The 23,903-nt window shown below is 45.5% G+C and carries 22 protein-coding genes and 1 other RNA gene; 7 read left to right on the top strand and 16 right to left on the bottom strand.

Features of this window, described 5'->3' with window-relative positions:
* Positions 1-71: 71 nt before the first annotated feature.
* The 10 genes from arsN2 to B158_RS0102655 all read right to left on the bottom strand — a co-directional run bounded on the left by arsN2 (position 72) and on the right by B158_RS0102655 (position 10,459).
* Positions 72-533, bottom strand: coding sequence for an arsenic resistance N-acetyltransferase ArsN2 (arsN2, locus tag B158_RS0102700; RefSeq protein ID WP_018623795.1), 462 nt, complete (start codon positions 531-533; stop codon positions 72-74).
* A 90-nt stretch (positions 534-623) separates the two neighbouring features.
* A complete protein-coding gene (locus B158_RS0102695) occupies positions 624-2,270 on the bottom strand; it encodes an ABC transporter permease (protein ID WP_018623794.1) in 1,647 nt (548 codons plus the stop codon).
* Positions 2,271-2,290: 20 nt separating this feature from the next.
* Complete coding sequence (locus B158_RS0102690) at positions 2,291-3,382, bottom strand: Fe(3+) ABC transporter substrate-binding protein (RefSeq protein WP_018623793.1); 1,092 nt, start codon at positions 3,380-3,382, stop codon at positions 2,291-2,293.
* Positions 3,383-3,981: 599 nt separating this feature from the next.
* Positions 3,982-4,263 carry an antibiotic biosynthesis monooxygenase family protein gene (locus tag B158_RS0102685; protein WP_018623792.1) on the bottom strand — a complete coding sequence of 94 codons (282 nt, stop codon included), beginning with the start codon at positions 4,261-4,263 and terminating at the stop codon, positions 3,982-3,984.
* Positions 4,264-4,273: 10 nt separating this feature from the next.
* A complete protein-coding gene (locus tag B158_RS0102680; protein WP_018623791.1) occupies positions 4,274-5,467 on the bottom strand; it encodes a UbiH/UbiF/VisC/COQ6 family ubiquinone biosynthesis hydroxylase in 1,194 nt (397 codons plus the stop codon).
* Positions 5,454-6,272 (bottom strand): hypothetical protein, encoded by an 819-nt coding sequence (locus B158_RS0102675; RefSeq protein ID WP_051082495.1) that lies wholly within the window; start codon positions 6,270-6,272, stop codon positions 5,454-5,456. Before B158_RS0102675 ends, B158_RS0102680 begins: the two co-directional genes overlap by 14 nt.
* Before the next feature lie 70 nt (positions 6,273-6,342).
* Positions 6,343-7,305, bottom strand: a complete 963-nt coding sequence (locus B158_RS0102670) for a hypothetical protein (protein ID WP_018623789.1) — start codon at positions 7,303-7,305, stop codon at positions 6,343-6,345.
* On the bottom strand, positions 7,295-8,533 hold the full coding sequence (ubiH, locus tag B158_RS0102665) for a 2-octaprenyl-6-methoxyphenyl hydroxylase (RefSeq protein WP_018623788.1): 1,239 nt from the start codon (positions 8,531-8,533) through the stop codon (positions 7,295-7,297). Before ubiH ends, B158_RS0102670 begins: the two co-directional genes overlap by 11 nt.
* A gap of 12 nt (positions 8,534-8,545) precedes the next feature.
* On the bottom strand, positions 8,546-9,865 hold the full coding sequence (pepP, locus tag B158_RS0102660; protein WP_018623787.1) for a Xaa-Pro aminopeptidase: 1,320 nt from the start codon (positions 9,863-9,865) through the stop codon (positions 8,546-8,548).
* Positions 9,866-9,907: 42 nt separating this feature from the next.
* Positions 9,908-10,459: a UPF0149 family protein gene (locus tag B158_RS0102655; protein WP_018623786.1), complete on the bottom strand. Its 552-nt coding sequence runs from the start codon at positions 10,457-10,459 to the stop codon at positions 9,908-9,910.
* 197 nt (positions 10,460-10,656) lie between these two features.
* Between B158_RS0102655 and zapB the strand changes: the two genes are divergently transcribed.
* From zapB to rpiA, 6 genes are all read left to right on the top strand, one after another.
* Complete coding sequence (gene zapB / locus B158_RS0102645) at positions 10,657-10,854, top strand: cell division protein ZapB (RefSeq protein ID WP_018623784.1); 198 nt, start codon at positions 10,657-10,659, stop codon at positions 10,852-10,854.
* A gap of 26 nt (positions 10,855-10,880) precedes the next feature.
* The gene (locus B158_RS0102640) at positions 10,881-11,207 is read left to right on the top strand and encodes a cell division protein ZapA (RefSeq protein WP_018623783.1); all 327 of its coding nucleotides are present in this window, start codon (positions 10,881-10,883) and stop codon (positions 11,205-11,207) included.
* A gap of 154 nt (positions 11,208-11,361) precedes the next feature.
* Positions 11,362-11,541: non-coding RNA, 6S RNA (gene ssrS, locus B158_RS13285), on the top strand.
* Between the two features lie 12 nt (positions 11,542-11,553).
* Positions 11,554-12,186, top strand: a complete 633-nt coding sequence (locus B158_RS0102635; protein ID WP_018623782.1) for a 5-formyltetrahydrofolate cyclo-ligase — start codon at positions 11,554-11,556, stop codon at positions 12,184-12,186.
* Between the two features lie 439 nt (positions 12,187-12,625).
* Positions 12,626-13,090, top strand: a complete 465-nt coding sequence (locus B158_RS0102630; RefSeq protein WP_018623781.1) for an EVE domain-containing protein — start codon at positions 12,626-12,628, stop codon at positions 13,088-13,090.
* An 8-nt stretch (positions 13,091-13,098) separates the two neighbouring features.
* The gene (gene rpiA / locus B158_RS0102625) at positions 13,099-13,758 is read left to right on the top strand and encodes a ribose-5-phosphate isomerase RpiA (RefSeq protein WP_018623780.1); all 660 of its coding nucleotides are present in this window, start codon (positions 13,099-13,101) and stop codon (positions 13,756-13,758) included.
* 902 nt (positions 13,759-14,660) lie between these two features.
* Here the strand turns inward: rpiA and B158_RS0102615 are convergent.
* The 4 genes from B158_RS0102615 to B158_RS0102600 form a co-directional block, all read right to left on the bottom strand.
* Positions 14,661-14,951 (bottom strand): GIY-YIG nuclease family protein, encoded by a 291-nt coding sequence (locus B158_RS0102615; RefSeq protein ID WP_018623778.1) that lies wholly within the window; start codon positions 14,949-14,951, stop codon positions 14,661-14,663.
* A gap of 2 nt (positions 14,952-14,953) precedes the next feature.
* Positions 14,954-16,309, bottom strand: coding sequence for a PEP-CTERM-box response regulator transcription factor (gene prsR, locus B158_RS0102610; RefSeq protein WP_018623777.1), 1,356 nt, complete (start codon positions 16,307-16,309; stop codon positions 14,954-14,956).
* Between the two features lie 17 nt (positions 16,310-16,326).
* A complete protein-coding gene (prsK, locus tag B158_RS0102605) occupies positions 16,327-18,324 on the bottom strand; it encodes an XrtA/PEP-CTERM system histidine kinase PrsK (protein ID WP_018623776.1) in 1,998 nt (665 codons plus the stop codon).
* A 103-nt stretch (positions 18,325-18,427) separates the two neighbouring features.
* Positions 18,428-18,691 carry an acyl carrier protein gene (locus B158_RS0102600; protein ID WP_018623775.1) on the bottom strand — a complete coding sequence of 88 codons (264 nt, stop codon included), beginning with the start codon at positions 18,689-18,691 and terminating at the stop codon, positions 18,428-18,430.
* 236 nt (positions 18,692-18,927) lie between these two features.
* Here B158_RS0102600 and serA point away from each other — a divergent pair, with 236 nt between their 5' ends.
* Complete coding sequence (serA, locus tag B158_RS0102595; protein WP_026309202.1) at positions 18,928-20,157, top strand: phosphoglycerate dehydrogenase; 1,230 nt, start codon at positions 18,928-18,930, stop codon at positions 20,155-20,157.
* A gap of 53 nt (positions 20,158-20,210) precedes the next feature.
* Here the strand turns inward: serA and B158_RS0102590 are convergent, their stop codons facing one another.
* Positions 20,211-21,041, bottom strand: a complete 831-nt coding sequence (locus B158_RS0102590) for a DUF4199 domain-containing protein (RefSeq protein WP_018623773.1) — start codon at positions 21,039-21,041, stop codon at positions 20,211-20,213.
* The gene (locus tag B158_RS0102585) at positions 21,038-23,893 is read right to left on the bottom strand and encodes a toxin VasX (RefSeq protein ID WP_018623772.1); all 2,856 of its coding nucleotides are present in this window, start codon (positions 23,891-23,893) and stop codon (positions 21,038-21,040) included. Before B158_RS0102585 ends, B158_RS0102590 begins: the two co-directional genes overlap by 4 nt.
* Between the last annotated feature and the right edge of the window lie 10 nt (positions 23,894-23,903).

The following is a 23,903-nucleotide window of genomic DNA, read 5'->3' as shown; positions in this document are numbered from 1 at the left end:
GCGATTATACAGGGGAAAAAGGCTTAAAAGAACCCTGCGACACTAGAATTATAGGTCTAAATAACCTTTGATTATGCACTGATAGAGTCAGCTAATCGTTTAACCATAAAGGTTGCTGAAGCTGGGCAAATACCTGCAAATTGCTTTGACTGTGCGATGGAGGGTGGAGCGATGGTTCGGTCGGCAACTTCATAGCCTAATTTTCGGAAGAAATCGGCTGCTGTAGTGGTCAATAAATAGAGCTCTTTCACGCCCAATATCTGGGCTGCTGCTTCCGCATGCTTCAATAGAAGAACGCCCAGCCCTTGGCCTCGTTCACTTTCGGCAACTGCCAAAGAGCGCACCAAAGCACTTTCACCATGCAGCTCCAGACCAACAACACCAACCGTCTGTTCGTCGAGTTCCAACGTGAACAACTGAATGCCGTTTATGTATTCATCATCCTGTAGATCATCGGTCGGTAATTGTGTCGCTTTAAGCAATGTTTCAACTGCAGGATTATAGGCCACGGGGCCTGAAGACAATTTGTACATGGTGATTTAACTCGGAATGAGTAGATGGGACATGAGTTATTTTACCCCTGTCTTTTTGTTTTAGGAACGATTTTCGATTTCTAGAGTCCGTTACGACTCACTTTTTTTGATCAGATATATTACTGGCAAAATACCTACTGCCACTAACAGAACAGCCGGCAGTGCGGCCACTTCCCATTCCCCTTCGGAGGTCAGTTCGTAAATTCGAACCGCTAAGGTATCCCAACCAAACGGACGTAACATCAGGGTTGCTGGCAACTCTTTCATCACTTCCACAAACATCAGTAGCAATGCCGTGAAAACGCCGGGGCGCAACAAGGGAATATATACTCGCCACAGGCGCTCTTTCTGGTCGGCACCAAGGCTGGCAGCTGCCTCGACCACACTCGGCTTTATTTGTGACATTGAGCTGGCGACAGGACCGTAGCCAATTCTCAGGAAGCGAATGATATAGGCTAGGATCAAGGCAAAAAGTCCGCTGGCCAGCCACTGCCCTTTAATGCCAAATAGACTGGCAATACCACCATCAATCCAGTTAAGGGCCATCATGATACCAACCGCCAATACCGTTCCCGGTAATGCATAGCCCAATTGTGAAAACTCAATGGCCAAATTACGACTGGCGGACTCTCGATTGCGTTTCGCCCACACCATAATTCCAGCAACGACCAGCGTAATTAATGCTGCAACCACCGCCAGAATCATGGTATGGCTTAATAGTTGAAGCGTGCCATCGGTATGTCGCTCATAGGTTTTTATTGCCCATACCAGCAATTGGATGACGGGTAGTACAAACCCCAGAGCAAATACGGTCCAGGCAAAAATCTGCACCAGCCAGCCCCACCAGCCAGTGAGTGGCTGGCGGTATTCTTTGAGCGCTATACCTGTCTGCTCATAACGACTCTGGCCGCGTCCCCACTTCTCCACCAACACCGACAAAGCAACGAACAGTAGAAGAATACAGGCCAGTTGCGCAGCGGTTCCTGCGCTGAAAAAACCGTACCAGGACTTATAAATTGCAGTGGTGAACGTATCGAAGTTGAAAATGGCTACCGCACCAAAGTCCGCCAAAGTTTCCATCAGCACCAGTCCCAGGCCTGCGATCCAGGCTGGACGCGTCAGCGGAATGACCAATCGCCAGAAAGCTTTAGCTCTGCTATAGCCTAAAGTTCTGGCGCTTTCATAGCTGGTGCGGCCTTTGCGTTGCAGGGCGCTGCGCATCAGTAGATAGACATAGGGATAAAGCGACAAAGTAAAAATTAAGGCGACACCAAAAACATTACGTGTATCCGGTAGCCAGGCAACTCCCAGCCCAATCGCTTCAAGAAAGTGTTGGAGTGGTCCTTCATAATCGGTAAAACCCAGCAGCGTGAATGCCAGAATATAGGGCGGAATTGCCAGTGGCAGCATTAATCCCCACTGCAAAATTGCTCGACCTGGAAAGTCGTGCATCACAATTAGCCAGGCCAGCGATACCCCTATCAGGAAACTTCCCACGCCCACCAACAATACCAGCCAAAACGTATTGCTGAGCAGTTGGGGGATTTGGGTATTCCAAAGATGTTGCCACAGTTCCGGCTCAAGATTGAACCATGAAAATAAAAGAGGCAGTAACGGCAATAGACAGATCAACAGAATGGCCCATAGCAGGAAGCCATCCACTTTCTTTAAAACGCCAAAACGCCAGCGTTTAGTGCTGGCGTTCTGAGAGGTCTGTTGATCAGTATTATCAGTCAATATGATTCGCTTATCTTAAATTATCGATAACCTGCGCGATCCATTAATTTCACCGCAGCAGGCTGTAATTCTCCAGCTTTGGATAAGTTGGTGGTATCAGCTTTAAACTCACCCCAGGCTGCAACTTCCTCAGTTGGCTTAACGTTTTTATTGGCTGGGTATTCCATATTTAAACCGGCAAACATTTGTTGAGCTTCTTCGCTCGCCAACCACTCAATCAATTTTAACGCATTTTGCTGGTTATCAGAATGCTTTGTGATACCTGCGCCGGAGACATTAACGTGAACACCGTAACCTTCTTCCGACTGATCAGGCCAGAATAAAGCCAATGGGATGTCTGGTGTTTCTTTCTGTAAACGACCAAAATAGTAAGTGTTTACTACACCTACATCACACACACCTGCGGTTATAGCATTCATAACCTTGGTGTCGTTTGAGAAAGGATCCGTTGCCAGGTTTGCAACCCAGCTTTCGACGATCTGTTGAGTTTTCTCTTCACCATAACGGGCAATCAACATCGCAACTAAAGACTGGTTATAGACCTTTTTCGAGGTGCGTAAACATAGACGACCACTCCACTGCTCGTCACCCAATGCTTCATAGGTGGCTAGCTCTTCAGGCTTTACTCGCTCCGTGCTGTATACAATAGTACGGGCGCGAACGGTCAAACCAAACCAGTGATTCTCAGGGTCCTGCAAGCTCTCAGGAATTGAAGCTTCAAGTACAGGTGACTCAATAGGCTGCAGGACATCTTCCTGTGTTGCCAACCAGAGATTACCCGCATCAACAGTGATTAAAACATCTGCCGGAGTGCGCTCACCTTCGGCTTTAAGGCGACTAATCAAGGCTGCTTCGCTATCAGTAATATATTGAATATCAATGCCAGTTTCGGCAGTGAACTGCTCAAAGAAAGGCTTAACCAGATGCTCTTTGCGTGAGGTATAAACCACGATAGGCGTATCATTTTGCTGTGCTTGAGCTGTGGTTTGAGTTGTGTTTTGAGCTTCCGGAGATTGAGCTTGAGTATCGCTTGATTGCGCAGACTCATCAGAACAGGCGCTAAGTACTAACAGCACGCTTGCAGACAAGCCAGTAAGCCAAGTTTTTTTCATCGTCATAACACCAATTTAAGAATTCGTGAGAAGTTCGCAAATGATAATTATTATCATTAAATATTACAAGGGCAGGACGCTATTATTTCTGTTTTAGTCAGACAGGGGATGATGTGGATCAAGGTTTTATGGTCCTATTCTGCATTTGTGTTTCGCTTCTTAGCGAGTTAGTTTTGCGGAATACATCCCTGTATTCCGCTGAAGCCAGCGTCGCTTAGCTCCGCTGTTCAAATTTGTTCCTGACAAATTTGTCTTGCTCTAAGTAACCACAAAATCGTCTGGAACGATTTTGAATAGCAAAGCTAGCCCGAAGGGTGAAGTACAAGGATGTACTTCATAAAAGAAGACCACCCCATGATTGAGGCTTCGCTTCGCTCAACTACCTTCTTCTGCGCCAAGCCACTTAACGCAGGGTCTGCCCCCTTGGGTACCGTAAAATACGTTCCATCCGTGGCCCGAATTTTACTATTCAAAACGTCCTGTTTTGAATTGCTATGACTTGGCTACGACTCAGCTCAATCAAATGGGGTTTTACCCAATACTTAAACAGTAAACCATAACGATAGACAACCAGCGGATTAATCTAGGAAGTTTGATAACTAATAAGAGCGCATAATTTCTGCTATTTCCACCGAGTAAGACTCATACCATCGTTCTTTACCGAGTTGTTGTGCTGCAAGGTGTTCGGGATGTTGCTTCCAGGCTTTGATGTGTTCTTCGGATGGCCAGTAAGAAAGTGCTATCTCCTGATCACCTTCGGTCACTGCATTAAACTCCAGACAACCAAATTCTGTTAGTGCTAGCTCACGCATACGTTCTGCCATTTGTGAGTACTCATCATCAAACTGTCGAACTTTTGCCTTAAAGATCACCACATACATGTTTATTTCCCTACAACCCCATTGCCTGTTTGATCAACTGCTGTTTCAACAGTGGATGCTGATTGGTCAGTGCCAAACCATAACTTCGGGTCATTTGTATAAATGGTATGTCCTGTTCAAAGAGTAATTTAAAGCCCTGCATAGCTTTTTGCATCATTAAAATATCGCCTTTGCGCGCGCGTTCGTAAGGTCGCAGGTTTCTTTTGAGGCCAATGTCCTGGTTTTTATTGATGCTTTTCTCAATGGTTTTGGCAAGTTCTATCACATCGCTGAAGCCGAGGTTAACGCCCTGTCCGGCTAAGGGATGGATGGTATGCGCTGCATCGCCTATCAATGCGATGCGTTCCTGGACCAAGGATTCTGCAGTGCGCTCAATTAATGGAAATGCAACTCGCTGGCTGGTTTCCAAACACTGCCCAAGGGTATTTTCAAATGTCTGCTCGAGTCGCTGCAAAAATTCTTTGTCATCTAACGCCATCAGCTGATCGGCATAGTCGCTTTTGACTGACCAGACGATGGAGCAGTGATGTTCATCAGTCAGTGGTAAGAAAGCTAATGGTCCATTATGGTCAAAGCGTTGCCAGGCAGTTTCTTGATGCAACTTCTCAGTTTTGATGGTGGCCACAATGGCTTTATGGCCATAAGGCTTTTGTTTTATTTCGATACCACTGTTTTTTCTGAGCCATGACATGGCGCCATCGGCAGCGACCAGTAATTTTGCCGAAATACTTTTACCATCAGCCAGTTCAATGCTCGCCTGCTCCGCCTGATAGGAAACTCGGGCGCATTTTTGCGGCGATAGGAATTCAATATTTCGATAGGGTTTGATGGCCTGGAACAGGCTGCGACGCAGCACACGGTTTTCGATAATATGCCCAAGGTTGGGCTCAGCCAAAAGCTTTGCATCAAACTCAATCTTGCCGCGACTGGCTTCGCCATCCCACACATACATTCTTTGGTAGGCAGTCTTTTCATCCTGCCCAATATAGTCCCATGCGCTCACCTCATCGAGCAACTTCTGACTGGCTCGAGTGATGGCGCTGACCCGCAAATCATAGTCGCTTTTGTCCCAGCTCATTTCCACGGGCTTGGGATCAATAATGGCAATTTTTAGTTGGCTCTGCGCCAGCCGAGCAGCCAGTGCCAGGCCAACCATGCCGCCACCAACAATGATCAGATCATAATCAGGGTTACTCTGTTGCATACTCATTCTCTATAAAGCAGCTATTTATGACCTGCTCTTCCAGTTTATTCTGTTCCAACATACGCCATAATTCTGGCATCTTCTGCTTAACATCAAAAGTCAGCGTCTCTTTGTATTGCTTGCGCTCCTGTCGCGCCAGCTTCAGCTCTTCACGGATTGATTCGGCAGCGTCTTTTATCATGGCATCAGTGATATCATTACGTTGATAACCTGGCTTCAATATCTCTGCAAACTGCTGTGCAAATATGTCATCAAAATCCTGACTGATTTGCGCCCATCCGAGCAGCTTAAGCCTAAGTTTCAATTGTCGCTCCGACGATTGTCCCTGATCTTTTGCCATCTGCCTGGCAATCTTTTCCCCATAGCTGCTGATCATGCAGCTGGTCATGGCACTGAAGCCATCAACCACCGCCATATAGCAAAAATGTTCCGCATCAGTAACCTTGCCCGAACGAAAATAATAATGACGTTGTGCCAGCTCCAGGTTGGCCGCCTTATCACCCTCCTGCGCCAGACGCATCAGAGTTTCTGTTGAATACTTATCATAATCCGTTTTCTCGTAGAACCTCGAGTCTTTGACCGGATACCCTTTGCTGGCTTGCCATTGGTAACGCTCTAAATCATATGCTTCTGAAATCCATTGATCATGGTATATCTTCCAGTCATCATAGTCCTTTACAGCTTCACACAGTTCTTCCGAAACCGTTTGTGGCTGCCTGGCATAATCAGGCTCAACATGTTTTGCATTTACCAGCATTGAGCACAGACACAGGAATAGCCCCGTTGCAATATGTTGGAAATTCATAATGTCTGTTTGTGCTGTCATCTATTGTTCAAGTTGCTGCTTTTTTGCCCGGTGCGTTTATTAAAAAACGCTACTCGAAACATTTGGCAACGGCTCCTTCCTGAATATTATTTTCAACCGCATAGTTGATGATGTCCGGTGCTGGCTCACTATCAAACTCCCCTAGCCCTAGATTATTTCGTCGCTTAACAATATCGGCATAAAGCGTCTGTGCTTTTGCATTAACCTCTTCGTCATCTACTTCAACACCTTCTACTTCAGTGAAGAACTGAACCTCAAATAATTGCCCTAGAGGGTCATTACGCAATTGATATAATTTTTGCCAAGCCTGTATTTCAACGTGCAACTCCTCTATTCGTTCAGCATCTGGCTCTTCTTGATTTTCATGCTGGGTCACAATGTGATTTAAATAGCTTGTTTTACAACGAAGCATAGCCGAGTAACCATGAACAACCGCTTTTTCGCAGTAAGGTTGAGCTTCTTCAAGCGAAGCAGGGTCGCCCTGTAGGAATAAACGATACGCATATTTGACGTTGGCAATAGGATCACCAGCATCCGCCATCTGTTGTAAATCTTCTGTTTCATAATAGTCATAATCAGAAGTCTTTTTAATTTCCATGCCACTGCCGTTATATTCCATTTCAAAATAACCGCGCGTGTTGCCCCAGCTTCTAATTTCATCGACTAGTTTCTGAGAGTTATAACCGGAGCCTGAGTTTTGCCAGTCGTCATACTTCGACACCAACTCGCAAAGCTTATCTTCTGACTGGTCTTCAGTGTCGCCAGCGGACTGTTCTGATTGGTTAACCACCGACAGCTGTTCATTCGAATCTATTGCTGACTCGCTATCATTTAGCCTTTCAAATTCCTGGCCGACTTTTCCGTTTTGGTTTTCTGTATCGCTTATAGGCTGGCTCTGCTCATCTCTGTCCACCTGAACCTGCGCAGCATCCTGAGAAATGCTGCGCCAGGCGACAGTGGCCAGAACCAATACCAACAATAACATCAAAAAAATAATGATTTTATTCTTCATGACTTGCCATCTGACTATTATTAAATCCAAAACCCATTGCCTGACTGGCAAACAGACCTTTTGCAACTGGTGCTGTATCCATCACCTTCAATAAAAGGTTTCGTGATATGGACAATGGCAGCCAGCTGTTACTGAACAGTCTCGCCAGCGATTCGGTAACCCACAAGGTCTGTTCCCGATCCGGATGTCTTTTCTGCTGATACTGCCTCAATAACTGATAGGAACCCACGATCTGCATCAAGGCCAGCTCATCGTCCTGTATAGTATTCTTCGCAGCAGCCAGTAGCTCCGTTAAATCTGCTACATCACGCAAGCCCAGATTGAAGCCCTGACCGGCAATCGGGTGCAACGACTGAGCAGCATTGCCTATTAAAACGCAGCGACCACGGAAAAGGGTTTCTGCCTTTAACTGAATGAGCGGGAAAGATTTTCTGCTACCGACTTTGGTGATTCTGCCAAGTCTGGCTCCAAAAGCTTCTTCTAACTTTGCGGCAAACTCGACTTCATTCAACTCTACCAGCGACTGAGCTTCTTTAGTGGGCTTAGACCAAACCAGCGCCATACGATTTTTTGTGAGAGGTAGTAATGCCAGCGGCCCATCTTGGGTAAAGCGCTCGTAGGCACAATTTTGATGGGGTAACTGAGTGGTCAGGTTACAGACGATAGCGGACTTATGGTAATCATTAATCTGCGCATCAATGTGCAGCTGTTGGCGAAGCGGCGAACGGGCACCATCAGCCAATACCACTAAACCGGCTTTCACTTCCTCGGTGCCGCTACTCAGTTCAATTCGCAAGGTTGCTTCATCTGCCGACTGCTCAATATCCACCACTTTGGCGGGAGCATGATACTCAATCAGTGGCTGACTACTGATGGCCTGATTGAGCGCCTGGCCCAGTTGCCAGTTTTCAATCACAGCGCCCAGCGCTGGCACACCACCCTCTGTGGCATCAATTCGAGCAAAACCGCAATGCCCCTGATCGGAGACATGAATGGTTTTAATTGGTGCGGCAACCGAATACAAGTCTTTTTCCAGTCCAAGCTTTTTCAGGATATTCAATGAAGCCGCAGACAAAGCAACGGTTCTATCATCAAAACCAGGTTGCGCATTAGTTTCCGGTGCGACGGCTTCAAAGACAGCATTTTTAATACCTGCATTAGCCAGCGCCAGTGCTAGACTCGCGCCTGCCATGCCACCACCAATAATCACCACCGGATAGGTTTTCACGGATCTATTTTCCTACTGTTGTCTGGCCTGAGCCATAAGCTGCTCAATCTCTTCACGCGTTTTCGGAACACCTTTCGACAGGATGTCATAACCCTCTCGCGTTACCACCACATCATCTTCGATGCGAATGCCAATGCCGCGCCATTTTTTCGCCGCCTTGGTATTGTCCTTGCTAATGTACAGCGCCGGCTCAACCGTTAGTACCATGCCTGGCTCCAGCACTCTTGGCTGACCATGCACCTGATAATCACCCACATCATGCACATCCAGTCCAATCCAGTGACCCGTTTTATGCATGTAAAAATCGCGGTAAGCACCGCGCTTGATTAATTCTTTAACGTTACCCTTCAGAATTTTCAAATCCACCAGCCCCTGAGTGATGACTTCTACTGCCTTATCATGAATCTGTGCCCAATGGTTGCCCGGCTTGATCATCTCAATGGCCGCTAACTGGGCTTCAAGCACGATATCGTAGAGCTGAGCCTGCTCCTTGCTGTATTTGCCATTGATCGGAATCGTCCGGGTAATATCGGATGCATAATGCTCAAATTCACAGCCAGCATCCACCAACAACAAGTCTCCGTCATGCAGTTCATCAGCGTTTTCCACATAATGAAGAATATTGGCATTATCACCACCGGCCACGATGGAAGGATAGGCAGGATAACGGCAACCGCCCTGCACATAATGATAATGCAAGACCGCTTCCATCTGCATTTCGGTCTTGCCGGGTGCGCAGGCTTTCATCAGTTCAGTATGGGCTTTGGCCGCCGTTTTGGCGGCATGGCGCATACGTTGAATTTCAGCACTAGACTTTATCAGGCGCATGTCGTGCAGATGATGACGTAAATCAACCAGCTCGCCCGGTGGCTCCGAACCTCGGACAGACTGAGACTGCAATTGACTGCGCCATTCCATAATATTCTGGTCAAATTCCGGATGCGCACCAAAGGCAAAGTATATCCGCTCCTTGCCCTCCATCAAGCCAGGCAGGATGTCATCAATGTCGGAAATCGGGAACGCATCATCGGCCCCCAGCTGTTCCACTACACCTTCCTGCCCAAGCCGTTTGCCGTGCCAGATTTCCTGGGTTACGTCTTTCTCGCGATTAAACAGGATAAATTCACCATGTTTACGGCCCGGCACCAAAACCGCGACTGCTTCGGGTTCATTAAAACCCGTTAAGTACCAGAAGTCATTGTCTTGTCTGAACGGATAGTGCACATCGTGGCTACGCACCTTTTCGGTTGCTGATGGCAAAATAGCAATGGAGTTGGGGCCCATCCATTGCATCAGTTTCTTTCGTCGTGCGGCAAAGTTGATTGCTTGCATCCAATATCCTGTATAGCGTGAGTGGGCTCGGGTGTGTTAATCCTAATGAATATTCTTATTCTGTGGCGCTGTAGGCGTAGCCTGATTTGCGGTAAAGATTATCTGCGCCGACATTTTTACATGCTCTGATATGGTCATGAAGGCCGATTCCAACTCTTCGGGATCGTCATCCTCAACTGAAAAATCAATCTTGGCGATCTCGCTTAGATCTCTTAAGGCTTCTTTGGCGTCACCTTCCAGCTCTTTCTCCTGCTTAATTAAGCCATATCCAGTCAGAAAACCCTGACACCATTCGCCAAGAGCCTTAGCGCGTTGGTCAATGGGGTAGTCATCCTCTGGAATAAGCAGATCAATCGAATAGGATTCAGGCTGATAGTCTTTCTGTGTAAAAGCGATGATCTGCTCCAGTTCATCTTCTGCCTGCTGCCCCAGCGGTTCACCATTGGCCAGAAAGTCACTCATCTGCTGCGGCCAACGTCCTGCCTCTGGAACAAAGCCATGCCCAACCAGCCCATGAAGCATACCCGCCAGCTCAGCACCAGAAAGATCGGGCAGGAATTTCTGGCAGAACTCATTAATTTCTAAATAATTCATTAAGTTAAATGCTTTTCATCTTGTAATTTCGGTTGCAGGCCCATAGTTTAACTCGCCAGGCGCTCAAAACCCAACACTAGCGCCTGAGAATTATTGGATAAAAAGGTGGTAGCAGCATCACAAGTCAAGCTGATTAAACATTGACCAAAAACCGGCTTGACTTTATAGTGTGCTTTAACAAAATCGGGTAACTCACTATGACACAAGGTCAATTAGAGAAACTAGAAGATAAGATCAACGCCTTGTTAGCGCGCTTCGAGAAAATCAATCTCGAGAACAATCAGTTACGCCAACAGGTTAATGAGTTGCGTAATGAGCGTGATCGTCTGCACAGCAAAAATGAAACTGCACGCAAGCAGATTGATATTATGATCTCTCGACTAAAGTCGATGTAGATTGCACTTAAGGTTTTTATAACAATATGGCAAAACCAAAAGTTACACCCATAAACATTACCATTTTGGGGAAAGAGTTCCAGGTCGCCAGTCCTGAAAGCGAACATCAGAAGCTTTTACAGGCCGCGAGCTTTTTGGACAAGCGCATGAAAGAGATCCGTGAATCAGGCAAGGTGCTTGGTCTTGAAAGAATCGCCGTGATGGCTGCACTGAACTTGAGCTATGAGTTAATCAATACGCCTACGCTCGATAGTGACGAAGCTAACGAAATTGAGCAAAGGCTAAGCCACATGAGTCAGAAAATAGACCAGGCTTTAAAACACAGTGAGCAAATAGAACTCACTGATTCTTAATATTTTATAGCACAGCAATCTCAAACGAGCAGGAACGCCAATTCACTTTTAACTTTTGTTAGAAGTGTCAGACAGTTAGCGCCTTAATAGCCAACTGACGCCCGGAAGGAACCCGCTAAACTTGAAACATCGACTAGGGTCTATGTTACAATGGCTCTTCCTGGACTGTTCGTCAGTAGCGACCGTCCTCGAGCCGATAATACTTTAATTGGGACTCCTCAATGGAAGTGTTGCGCAAGTCCGCTTCGACCGGAAAGCCTGATCTTCTATATGGACTCCCCCCTGAACCTTTGGGTTCATGGGCTATTACCTACAACGGCAGTCCGGGGTTTTATATTTAGACGCAATGAACGAAGCAGTTGCTCAAAAACATTATCTAAGAACCAGAATTAAGCATGAACGCTTAACGCTGACTAAACCCTTTATGGAGCGCGCAGCGCTTGCCCTTCTTGGCCACGCCTCACAGGCCACACTAATTGAAGACCACGACAGCATTGCTTTTTACCTGCCGACCCGTGGCGAAATCAGTTGCTTGCCAATGATCGAATACGCCCTGAAGCTTGGCAAAAAATGTTACGTGCCCAAAATCTATCCAAATAAAAAACGTGGCATGTGGTTTCTGCCTTATACCGGCAAAGAGTCGGTCAAAGAAGGCGCCTTTGGAATTCTTGAACCAACAGCCCCAATTAGCAAAGCGGTTCGCCCAAGCGAACTGGATATTATCTTCATGCCGCTGGTCGCCTTTGATCCTAAAGGGAATCGACTTGGTATGGGCGGCGGCTACTACGACACCGTACTGGCCAACATCCCCAAACACGAACAGCCTAAACTCATCGGCCTCGCCTATAACCTGCAACAGGTTCGTGACATTCCCCAGGAAAAATGGGATATCCAGATGGACGCCGTCATCACCCCCAGCCACTACCGCGTATTCGAACGCAAGTCTAAGACAAGCATTAATCCAGCACCCAACCACTAGCCCCATAAGAGCTTGTCATAAAGTTTAATACCTCGTCTGATACAAATATAATTCCGGATACATACACTCCAGCCCCCTTAGATTGAGCTGAGTAGCAACCATGGCATAGCAATTCAAAACAGGACGTTTTGAATAGTAAAATTCGGGCCACGGATGGAACGTATTTTACGGTGCGTTAAGTGACTTGGTGGCGACGAAGGGAGTTGAGCAAAGCGAAACCTCAATCTCGGGGTGGCCTTCTCTTTGATTACTTTCTCTTGGCCACTCAAGAGAAAGTAATTCGCTGAGTAGCGAAACACTTGGTTGACAAATGATATCTAGATAATTGATATACCTAACTCTAACTGTACAAATCACACCCAAAACCCAGCCATAACTAACAATTTTTTAGTCCATGCTTTATACTTTGCGCTTTAGTCACCAACAAGCCTAGAGCACTATGAACTATTGGTTAATGAAGTCTGAGCCGGATGTTTTCGGCATTGAACACCTCAAAGCCCTGCCAAACAAAACAGATCACTGGGATGGCGTTCGCAACTATCAGGCGCGCAACATGATGCGTGATGAAATGAAAAAAGGCGATAAGGTTTTCTTCTACCACTCAAACTGCAAACCTCCAGCAATCGTAGGCATCATGGAAGTCGTCAAAGAAGGTTATGTTGACCATACCGCTTTCGATCCTGATCAGAAATATTACGATCCGAAAAGCAACCCTGATAATCCACGCTGGTACATGGTTGATGTAAAACACGTTCGTGATTTGAAGCGCGAGATTCCACTGGATGAGTTAAAACAATACCCAGAACTTGCTGACATGAAGTTGGTACAAAAAGGCAACAGGCTTTCAATTATGCCGGTCACCAAGGAAGAGTGGGACTTTATTTTGAGTATTGAAAAACAATAGGAGCCTCTATGACACAGGATGAATTGAAAAAATTAGTGGGTGAAGCCGCGCTGGAATATGTCGTCGAAGATTCCATTGTTGGCGTCGGTACGGGCTCAACCGTCAATTACTTTATTGATGCACTGGCCACCATGAAACACAAGATTAAAGGCGCTGTGTCTAGCTCAGAAGCTTCAACCGAGCGACTCAAACAACATGGCATCGAAGTCTTTGAGCTCAATGAAGTGGATAAAATTCCGGTCTACATTGATGGCGCCGATGAATCGAATCATCTACTGGAACTCATTAAAGGCGGAGGCGGCGCCTTAACCCGCGAAAAAATTATTGCCGCAGTGGCCGACCAGTTCATCTGTATTGCTGATGAATCTAAACTGGTTCGTCGCTTGGGTGAATTCCCACTGCCCGTTGAAGTTATTCCGATGGCACGCAGCTACGTTGCACGCCAGATTGTAAAGCTCGGTGGTGATCCAGTTTACCGCACAGGCTTTGTCACCGATAACGGCAATGTCATTCTTGATGTGCATGGTCTGGTTATTAATGAACCCATCAAGCTTGAGCGCATCCTGAATAATATTGTTGGCGTGGTAACCAATGGTTTATTTGCCGAAAGAGCAGCCGATGTGTTGTTGCTTGGGAAAGAAGGTAAAGTGGAAACGATAACCCGATAGGTTATTTTTTCGCCTTAAGGCGACCTACTTTTCTCTCGAAAACCCCTATATTCCACAATAAACAGCGTCTACTTTGGACGCTGTTTACTTTCCTCTATCGCTTCTTAACTTTGAATAAACTCTCAGAACCACATTCTCAATATGGGTATGATTGTTTCCTTTGTCACTTTGCCTTCTAAGCTCAATGTACGACGATATTCAGAATCCCCCACTGCAACTGACCCAATCTAAATTTAAGCCCTGGTTTTGGCTGTTAATTCTGCCGCTATACCTATTCAGTTGTCTTTGGGCTCTATCAGGATCTATTACTGGCTGGCACGAGTTGCTGCAACTATCCAATCTTTCAGTGCTTTCACTGGTAGTCATTGTATTTGCACTATGTATGTTAATTTGGCTGTCCTATAAATTAATTCAAGGATTTAACAAGCTGACAGAATGCTCACGTTATGAGGTGTACCTAGCGGAAGTCTTCGAAAACCGGGATCGTCAAAGACCAGCTCAAAATGCTATGCGCTTAGATTATCTCAGAAAGTTACGAAAACAGAATAGCGAAATTCGAGGCATTACAGAATCTGGCCAAAAGCAATTATTAGTTCTCGCAATGGTTGGCTTGTTGCTGATGTTAGTGGGATGTGTTGGGCAGTTGGTGAGTCACTTAGTTTTTTCGCCTTAAGGCGAGTCCCTTTTCTTTGCTTGTCCAAAGAAAAGAGACGAAAAGCAAAGACACCCTAGTCGTTAGGCCCTTCTGGCTTCCCTCGCTCATCAAAGTTAAAACGCGCCGCCAATACGAAACGTCCTGTTTCGAAGTGGCTAAATTGGGCTTCCCTGCCCAATTTACGCTATAACTTCTCTTCACTCGGCTAACTCTAAGGGGTAATTGGAGCAAGCCTGTAGTTTTCTCTCTATTCAACCCACTTTGGCCATCGGTTATAACCAATTTCAGGATTGTTAGACTGATATTTTTTTATTAATTCCACTTCCTTTTGAGATAACTCTTCATTTGAGCATTCAGTTGATTCCCACAAGATTTCTTTTCTAACCGTATAATCTTTTTTAATATCATCCGGTAAATTTTTGAAATCCTCATTCACCACTTCTATTGAGGGGTTTCCAAAATATCGATAACTACCAACAGTATCTTTACCAATGTAAATCTTTCCTGTTGGATAAGTGATTTTATAAATCTGCTTCATCCTCAACTACTAATACTGTATTTATCCATTAAACTGTAGAGGGTTGGTCGAGTCAGGCCTAACAGTTTTGCGGCTTGGGAAATGTTGCCGTCGGATAAAACAATTGCGCGCTGAATGGCGCGGGTTTCGGCGGCTTCTCGAACCTGGCGTAGGTTCAATGGCATTTCGCGCAGTTGGGCTTCGTCAATCTGCAAGTCTTTGGCGGTAATTTGATTGCTGTCTGACATCACCACTGCGCTTTTGATTTTATTCTCCAGTTCGCGAACATTGCCTGGCCAGCTGTAGGCTTCCATGGCCTGAACGGCATCTTTTGAGAAACCTCGGATATTACGAGAATACTGGCGGTTGAATTTTTCCAACAACGAGCGGGCAATCAACACCACATCACCGTTGCGTTTTGACAGCGCTGGAATATTGAGCACAACTTCGCTGAGTCGATAGAAAAGATCTTCGCGGAATTTGCCTTCATTGACCAGATCTTCAAGCGTATGATGGGTCGCTGCAATGATACGTACGTCTACCGGGATCGATTCACGCCCGCCCACTCTTTCAACCACACGTTCCTGTAGAAAGCGCAGTAACTTGGCCTGCAGTGCCATTGGCATATCGCCAATCTCGTCGAGGAACAGAGTACCTCCATTGGCATATTCAATTTTGCCCATGGTGGTTTTGTTAGCGCCAGTAAATGCTCCTGCTTCATAACCAAACAGTTCGCTTTCAAGCAGGTTATCAGGGATGGCTGCACAGTTTATCGCTACCATGTTTTTGCTACGGCGAGGGCTGATGTCATGAATCGCTCTAGCCAGTAATTCTTTGCCTGTTCCGCTATCGCCTAGTAGCAAAACACTTACGTCAGTTGGAGCGACTTTTTCAATTTTCTGGCAAACGCCCATCATCTCCGGGCTGGTGGCAATGATGCCGTGAAAGCTTTCTTTCTGTTGTTGGAAGTGACGACGATTGTCATCTTCAAGCTTAGCAAGCTCAAATGCACGCTTGATAATCAGCGTCAGTTCTTCCGGCTGAATTGGTTTCTGATAGTAATCATAAGCACCGGCGTTAACCGCCTGCATGGCAATTTCACGCTGGTCATTACCGGTCACCACAATGACTTTACTGGTCGGTGATAAAGACAGGATCTCTTCTAGAAGCTCAAGCCCTACGCTGGCATTAGCAGGATCTGGCGGTAAGCCAAGGTCAAGGGTTATGACCTGTGGCTGGTAACGTCTTAATTCTACCAAAGCACTGTCGCGGTCTTCTGCAAGAATTACGTTATATTGATCAAATGACCACTTGAGCTGTTTCTGGAGCCCTTTGTCATCTTCAATAATTAATAAGTCGGGTTTATTTGATTGTGCCATCCTGTCCTCTTTATTTTCTAATCTCCGGGAGTTAACGTCTGCAAAATAACGATGCAACGTGTTCCTTTCCCCAATTCACTTTGTATTATTAAATCACCACCAAAGCTTTGGAGCAAATAGCGGCATTGGTAAACACCAATTCCCATCCCCGCATTGCCCTTGGTGGTGGCGAAGGGTTTGAATAACTGCTTACGAACAAAGTCTGGATCCATACCTTTGCCCTTATCGACAATATGCCAGTGCAGTTCCTGTCCGATCTGGTCAAATCGGTGATGGATTCTATCACTTTCGTTACTGGCATCAATCGCATTCTGGTGCAGGTGCTGGATGATATTCAGCAACTGATCCTGATTAGCATACACCTCTACTTCAGGAATATCTCCAATCACGTTAAGGCGGCTTGCGGATTCCTTAAACTTGGCAAACACTTCAGGAATAAAAGCCTGTAGAATCTCTTTTTTCGGTAGCTGCTTGCGTTGTAACTGCTCAAGCATTTTATTGAGTCGTTGTGTCGCGCTGGCTACGGTTTCAAAGGTATCATCCACGAACTCGGGGTTATCACGATAGCGATGCGCGTTGTGGGTGATCAGCTCCAACTGGGCGGTGACATTCTTTAAATCGTGCACCACGAACGCGGACAGGCGGTTAAAGGCATCAAACTGTTCACGCTCATAGATTTGCGTGGTTGCCTCAAACAAGGCCAAGTAACTAGCCATCTGCTGACCCGCAGCTTTGAGCAGGTCATGGTCTTCCCAATTGAGACTGGGTTTGGAGTAGCTGCTTCTTAAACCAACCACTGCCACCAGCTCCTCTCCGCGACGCAGCGGAATAAATATCTGATGTTGTTGAAATAGCGGTGAGTGATGATCCAGCTTCAGTCCCTGGTAAACATTCTGATTACTTTGATACTCTTTAATATCTACCACCCAATTCGTGCGCTCTATGAAATCAATCAGCTCCATGGGCAACTGATAGGCCAGCTCATTGTTGAGCGGAGAATTTAGGGGCGACTGCCAATTGTCAGTATAAATGAACAGGTCTCCGCGTCGGCTCCACAGTTTTCCGGCCGGACTACTGATGATATTAGCCAGCGCCTTGATAGATAGTTGGTAGAAATCACCCTGTACGTTCGCCTCGTCCAGCGCACGATTAAATCCCAGCCAGCTCTCACGATAATCATATTTGTAACTGGCGAACAGCTTGGTGAACATGATTTTAAGCTGGCTTAATAGTTTTTTCTTATACGCCAGCCAGATGAATATCAATATTGATGCAGCAAGCACCACAGAGCCTGCAAATGGCTTTTGCCAGGCAACGCCAATCAGCATATAACCCACCACTGCCAGCCAGCACAGTACAGCAAAGATATTCAGGCTACTTTGTGGGCGGTAAGTTTGCTGTATGTTTTCCAAATCTAGTCGAGACTGATCAATCCGCTGAATGTGCACCAGGCTGAAGGCTATGGCAATACTGGCAATGATGGCACGCGACACGTCCAAAGCTTCTGCATCCACATTCAGATTAAGCATTAGCACCAGCATTGATAGAAGATCCCAGATCAGGACTATGCCCAGGGCTCCACCCAAAGTGGAAATTTCAGCCCGCAGAGTTTCAGCAAACTGATTTCCGGCCCGCTCCATCATCTGCATCATCATCAATAAAATAAAACCAGCAATGGCAGGGTTAATCACCCGTTTCATATCCCCGCTATATAGCAGGATAAAGCTGGCCCAGCCGATGAAGGCAATAATGATGATGACACTTAATAGCTTATGGTGAGTAGCAAAGTAGAATAGAAAGAAGGTCAGGGCAGCAAAAATACCAAACAAACGAGCCCATTCAATTATCCAGTGGTTAAGCTCAGAATCTGTATCCACCAGGTTCAAGCCGCTCCAGCCAATAAATGTTAATGCCAATAGCATAATCGGCCAGCCCAGCGTCGAGCCGCGCCAGCGCAATAGTACGGTCATGAACAAGAAGCCTGCTAACACGATACAGGCGATAAATCCGGCCATTTCCCTGCTTACTTTATTTGTTTGGTTGCTAAGGGTGTTATAAAAGAAAAAGGCCGAAAAAGCTACTTTTCGGCCTTAAAAATCAATTATCTATAAGAACAGATTAAATTGCAGTGGCTGCCTGCTGAACTTCAACAAACTCGGTCAGAGTCGTCACTGACTCGAAAACCTCACCAGTTAATTCGTCGTCGGCAATTTCAATCGCAAAGTTTTCTTCAATCTGCATCAGGATAGAGACAATTGCCATCGAATCGAATTCAGGCAAATTTCCCAGCAGCAAAGTATCAGCCGACAGCTGATCGGCATCAATTGATAGCGTATCACTTAGCAAAGCTATCATTTTATCGATGTTGGTCTGGTATGCCATTCGGCAAATCTCCTCAAGTCTTGCCCTGCAATCTCATCTTCATATCAGGCGCAGAATCATAAATGCCGCACCATCTGCGACACAAGGCGGCAGATTGTAGCAAAAATGCCCCTTTTAGACACCTATTTTAGTCCTATCAGGAATAATTATAACGAACAGCGCTCTGCTACTTTTACATGCTGATCGGATCTGTTTTAATAGACCTTCGTTGCCTGTTAACCGCTGAATTCATCAAGATGGCGAACACATCATTCGATAAGCACCAACTGAAAGTTTTACTCCTCGAAGGAGTCCACCCTAAAGCAGAACAGCTGTTCAGACAAGATGGCTATCATCAGGTTGAGAGCCTTAAAACAGCTCTTTCTGCATCAGAGCTGAAAAGTGCACTCCAGGATTGCCATTTTCTAGGCATTCGTTCGCGCTCGCAAATCACTCCGGAAGTTCTAGCCGAGGCTAATAAACTGGTAGCTATTGGTTGCTTCTGTATTGGTACTAACCAGGTTAACCTGACCGCAGCTCAACATAAAGGCATCCCGGTTTTCAACGCCCCCTACTCCAATACGCGCAGTGTTGCCGAGCTGGTACTGGGCGAAATCATTATGCTTTTACGCGGTATTCCCGCCAAGAATGCTGCTGCACACCGCGGTCAATGGCTTAAAACAGCTCAGAATTCCAATGAAGCACGCGGTAAAACGCTTGGCATCATAGGTTATGGTCATATTGGCACACAGCTAGGCATTCTTGCCGAAGGTATCGGGATGCAAGTTAAGTTCTATGATATAGAAACCAAGCTCACTCTGGGTAATGCCAGTCAGGTTTCCGATCTGAATCAGTTGTTAGCAGAATCTGACGTGGTCACGCTACATGTACCTGAAACGCCACAAACCAAAGGCATGATGGGCAAAGCTGAACTGGCAGCCATGAAATCAGGCAGCATCCTGATCAACGCCTCACGCGGTACAGTGGTCGATATTGATGCTTTAACCGAAGCACTCCGTTCGGAACATATTCTAGGCGCGGCTATCGATGTATTCCCGACTGAACCCAAGTCCAACACTGAGGAGTTCCAGTCACCTCTACGTGATTTTGACAATGTTATTTTGACACCCCATATCGGTGGTTCTACCCTTGAGGCGCAGGAAAACATTGCCATCGAAGTGACCGAGAAAATGATCAAGTACAGCAACAATGGCTCCACCGTTTCGGCAGTTAATTTCCCACAAGTTGCGCTGCCTGAACATATCAACACACACCGCATCCTGCATATTCATCATAACAAGCCTGGTATCCTGTCGCAGATCAACCAGATATTGTCTCAGAATGACATCAATATTTCCGCGCAATACCTGATGACTCAAGGTGACATCGGATATGTGGTAACCGATATTGATCAAAGCTCAAGTCATTTCGCACTTGAGAAGATGCGTGAAATTGAGGGGACTATTAGGGCCAGGGTACTTTATTAATACGATTTATATTTATAAAAAAGGCCAGCAATCGCTGGCCTTTTTGTTTCGGGTCATTTTTTATAATGACTATATACTGTTTTTTCTTGCTCCAACCATTCACCAATAGCCTTATCAAGCACCTCTTCATCAGGCAAAGACTTCTCATTTCGCGGCGATGGCTCAAGCCAGCTGCGGCTGGTTTCTAAGTTCTCTGGAATAGTAATTAAACCTCGCATGTAATTTTCGATGAAGGGCTTCAAGTCGTGATTCTGATAATCATACTGCGGAACAAAAGTGCCGATAGGAATACGCTTACCTTTTCTGAGCTTGCCTTTGTCATCGTACACTTTACCGGCAGGATACAAACTGATCACCATGGGCCCCCAACCACCGCTATACTCCAATGCCAGATTACTTTTTGCCCGCAGCTCGGTTTGCAGTTGATCTAATCGAGCCGCCAACAACTTGCCCCGATGCCAGGTGTAGATCAATTGCCGCTGCCGATCCACACATACGGGAGCTGGCTGACGCCAGACAAAGAAAATGATGAAGGGAATCAGAGTTAAAGTAGTCATGCCGCCGATTAGGATAAAGTCATTTTTGTATCTCCCTAACATTCCTTCGTAATACTCATCATAACCTCGTATGCTTTCCCCTAAACTCTCTAAGCTTTTTTTCGTGTTTTGGTATTGCTCGTGTATTTTTTGTTTATAATTTAAAACGTCCTCACGACTCTCAATATAATCTTGATCGTAGAAGTTTAAAATTATGAATGCTATTACTATAGCACTTCCGATCAGGTAGAGATTCAACTTCTGATACATGAAATTGAACTTCTTAATGTGTACCTCATCGGTATCTACACGCTCGAAACAGCGTTTTATCTTTTTAAGGTTAATCATGGTGTGGCCCATCCATATACTTTAGGGTCAGGTGCAGGTGCACCACGGTAATCAAGTGCACTGATCGGTATTTTGTGGGTATAGATAACCTGTTCCAGCTCCATTGTTTGTTTAGACTCAGGGGTGTATTCAATAAAAACGCTTACTTCTTCGATATAACCGGGGGAGGAAGGGAGAGAACTGCCGTAATTTATGACTATCCATTTCTGTTTATAGTCGATGCTATACTCAAAAGGGACGTCGTCATAGTCATCAGATAAGAACCAACTAGAATCTGCTTTATGTTCGATGCTAATATTTACTTTTAAGCTTTCCCCTACTTGAACTCCCTCTCCTAAGTAGGGCAAATACACTTTAAACCTAGAGTTTCTTTTCCCGCCGATATCAACCAATCTTAATTGGTTTACTATTTGATTAAATTCGTCTAGTTCTTGACTGAGTGCATCTAATAATTTTAAGTGATTCCTATGATTAGGCATTGCAATCGCTCTTGATAATTTAATTTGATCACTTAAAAACTGTTCTCTTCTTTCACCCCAATAGTCATCAGAACTCCCCCAAAATGATTTTTTGGCCCATTCCTGTAGCGGGTCCAAGGAACCGAAGTATTCGATGACGGCACCTATCACGATCAGGAGCACACCGATAACTGCGCCAACTATCGTGGCACCGAATAACATGAGTACACCACTACCGATTGCAATTAATGCATTGCCCCATGCTTTCGCATAGTTATCCTGTGCAATCCCTGCTGAAGCTTGCAATAAGCTCAATAGGATACCGGCATGACCTGCAAAACGCCCCAGCGCTTTAGCACCACTGGATACCAGACTGATGGCTTTTGATTGGGTCATACCCAGCGCTATGCTTTGCGATCTAAACAGTGTGTTAGCGCTAAATCGGCTGAATAGTTTACTTGAAATTGCTGAGCGTGCGGCCTGCCCTACATTAGAGCGTATCAATGCTTGTCCTGTTTTATAACTATCATCAATAGCGCTCATACTGGCTACTGTTATGTTTACCCAGAAGTTATCCGCTATCTGGCTAAAAATATCATCGCCTGCCGGTGCTTTTTCTTTTTTGTGTAATAGATCGACGATGGTTGCAGCACTTAAAAATGCTGCCATGCCCGTTACAGCCGTTTCAATATTGCCAAATTTAGGGGAAATTTCTCTTATGCCTGGAGCCGGTACAATATCAAATCCTTTTACTTTGACATGCAGGGTTTCAACTTGCGTCACCGCAATATTTCTCGGCGTTATTCGCCTGTTTCCAGCATAAACAGTTAGCCCACCTTTTTGTTTTAATTGGTGGTTGGTGACTAATCTAGTCTTCGGCATTCTCCCTGTACTGATAACTTCTTCTACTTCATCGAGTGTCAGTGGCTTGAGCGTCCATTCTTCAATACTATAAACTGAGTCAAAAGCAGCTCTGATTTCCATATTATTGTGTTTGAAAATCGCCTGCGTCATTTGCAGACAGTTCGTCGTACACATTACATCGAATCTTTGAAAGGCTTTTTCTGCAATCTCAAGGCTTTTAGCCAATCCTTTCTGAATTGCGCCGCCAATCTTACTCCATAGCGCAAAGTTATCCTGAAAGGTTTGTGATATTCCTTTTCCGCTATTTGGATTGTATAAATCGACGAAATATTCTGAGCCCGCTATAGAGCTATTCAGATCTGATACCGCTTGGTTAAGTAAACCTGTTGTATAGTCAATGAGCTCTATGTCGCTTTCTGACCCATCGCCTTTTATGCCGTTGGCCTGAACAAAGTCGATTTGTTTAGTGATCGCGTAATCAAGTTGATGACTGAACGTCGTTTCATGCAGCTTAACCAGGTTTTCCTGTAAGGAGGTGAAATTATCACAGGCCTCGATAAACTTTTGTCTAAGCAGATCCGACTCTTCTGATATTGGTCTATCGCCCCATATATCTTTAAACCAGTTCCAGTTATCGTCCAAGTGAACTTTGATACTTTCGATTGCTCTTGCTGTAACTAACGGATACTGATATTCCTTATTAAAATTAGCCTGGGTATTATTGACCAGCAGCGACAACATATTAATATCCAGCAAGCGACCTATCGGATCGTGCAAAGCTACAATTCGACCATACGTTTTACTATGCGAACAGAATGCGACTGTATCCTTGTCCTCTAATCCTATCCCAGTTTGAGACACCAGATAATTCGTTATTCTTTGTCGTAAAGTGGGTTTGAACTCCTCAACATGCTTATCAAGATCTCGTAGCGGTGCAGTAAATTGACTTTGCTCTGCGCTCAGATTAATTGGAGTAAGGATATGTTTTCTAAACTCTGGATTTCTCTCCGCTTCCTCAAAGTAATATGCTGGCCAGCGCTGCTCACTGTAGCCTATTTCAATTTGAGTGGTATGCTCAGGGACAAACGCATAAGGATAGACTCTTGTATTATCCAGTTTCCATTTTCCGGCGGCGTGCCCATCTTCCCATTGATACATTCTGAACTGATATAAACCACTGGTCAGTGTTTCGGTATCAGTGCGCATTTCGTCTGAATTCTGATCTTCGTAACTTGTGTTATATCGAAATACCATCCAATAGCCATTCGGCCTATCGGTTCTCGATTCAAGATCTTCCACAGTGTTCGGCACATAAATGTAAACAAAGCCCTGTCTGATTCTTCGCAGACAATAATCCTTTTCATTATGCATATTGTCTTCAGCGCTGGTGTTTCGGTATTCATTGGCTATGTCCATTAGCACTTCTGGTTTAAATGCAAATCGCACTGGGAAAATAGGCGTGATACTCTGATCACAAGGTGCAACTGGGTCTAATACATTATGTGTTGCAGATAAGTTTTCTCTAGGCACTGTAATATCC

Source organism: Kangiella aquimarina DSM 16071 (assembly GCF_000374105.1).
GTDB lineage: Bacteria > Pseudomonadota > Gammaproteobacteria > Enterobacterales > Kangiellaceae > Kangiella > Kangiella aquimarina.
This window is presented reverse-complemented; position numbering and strand designations above follow the sequence as displayed.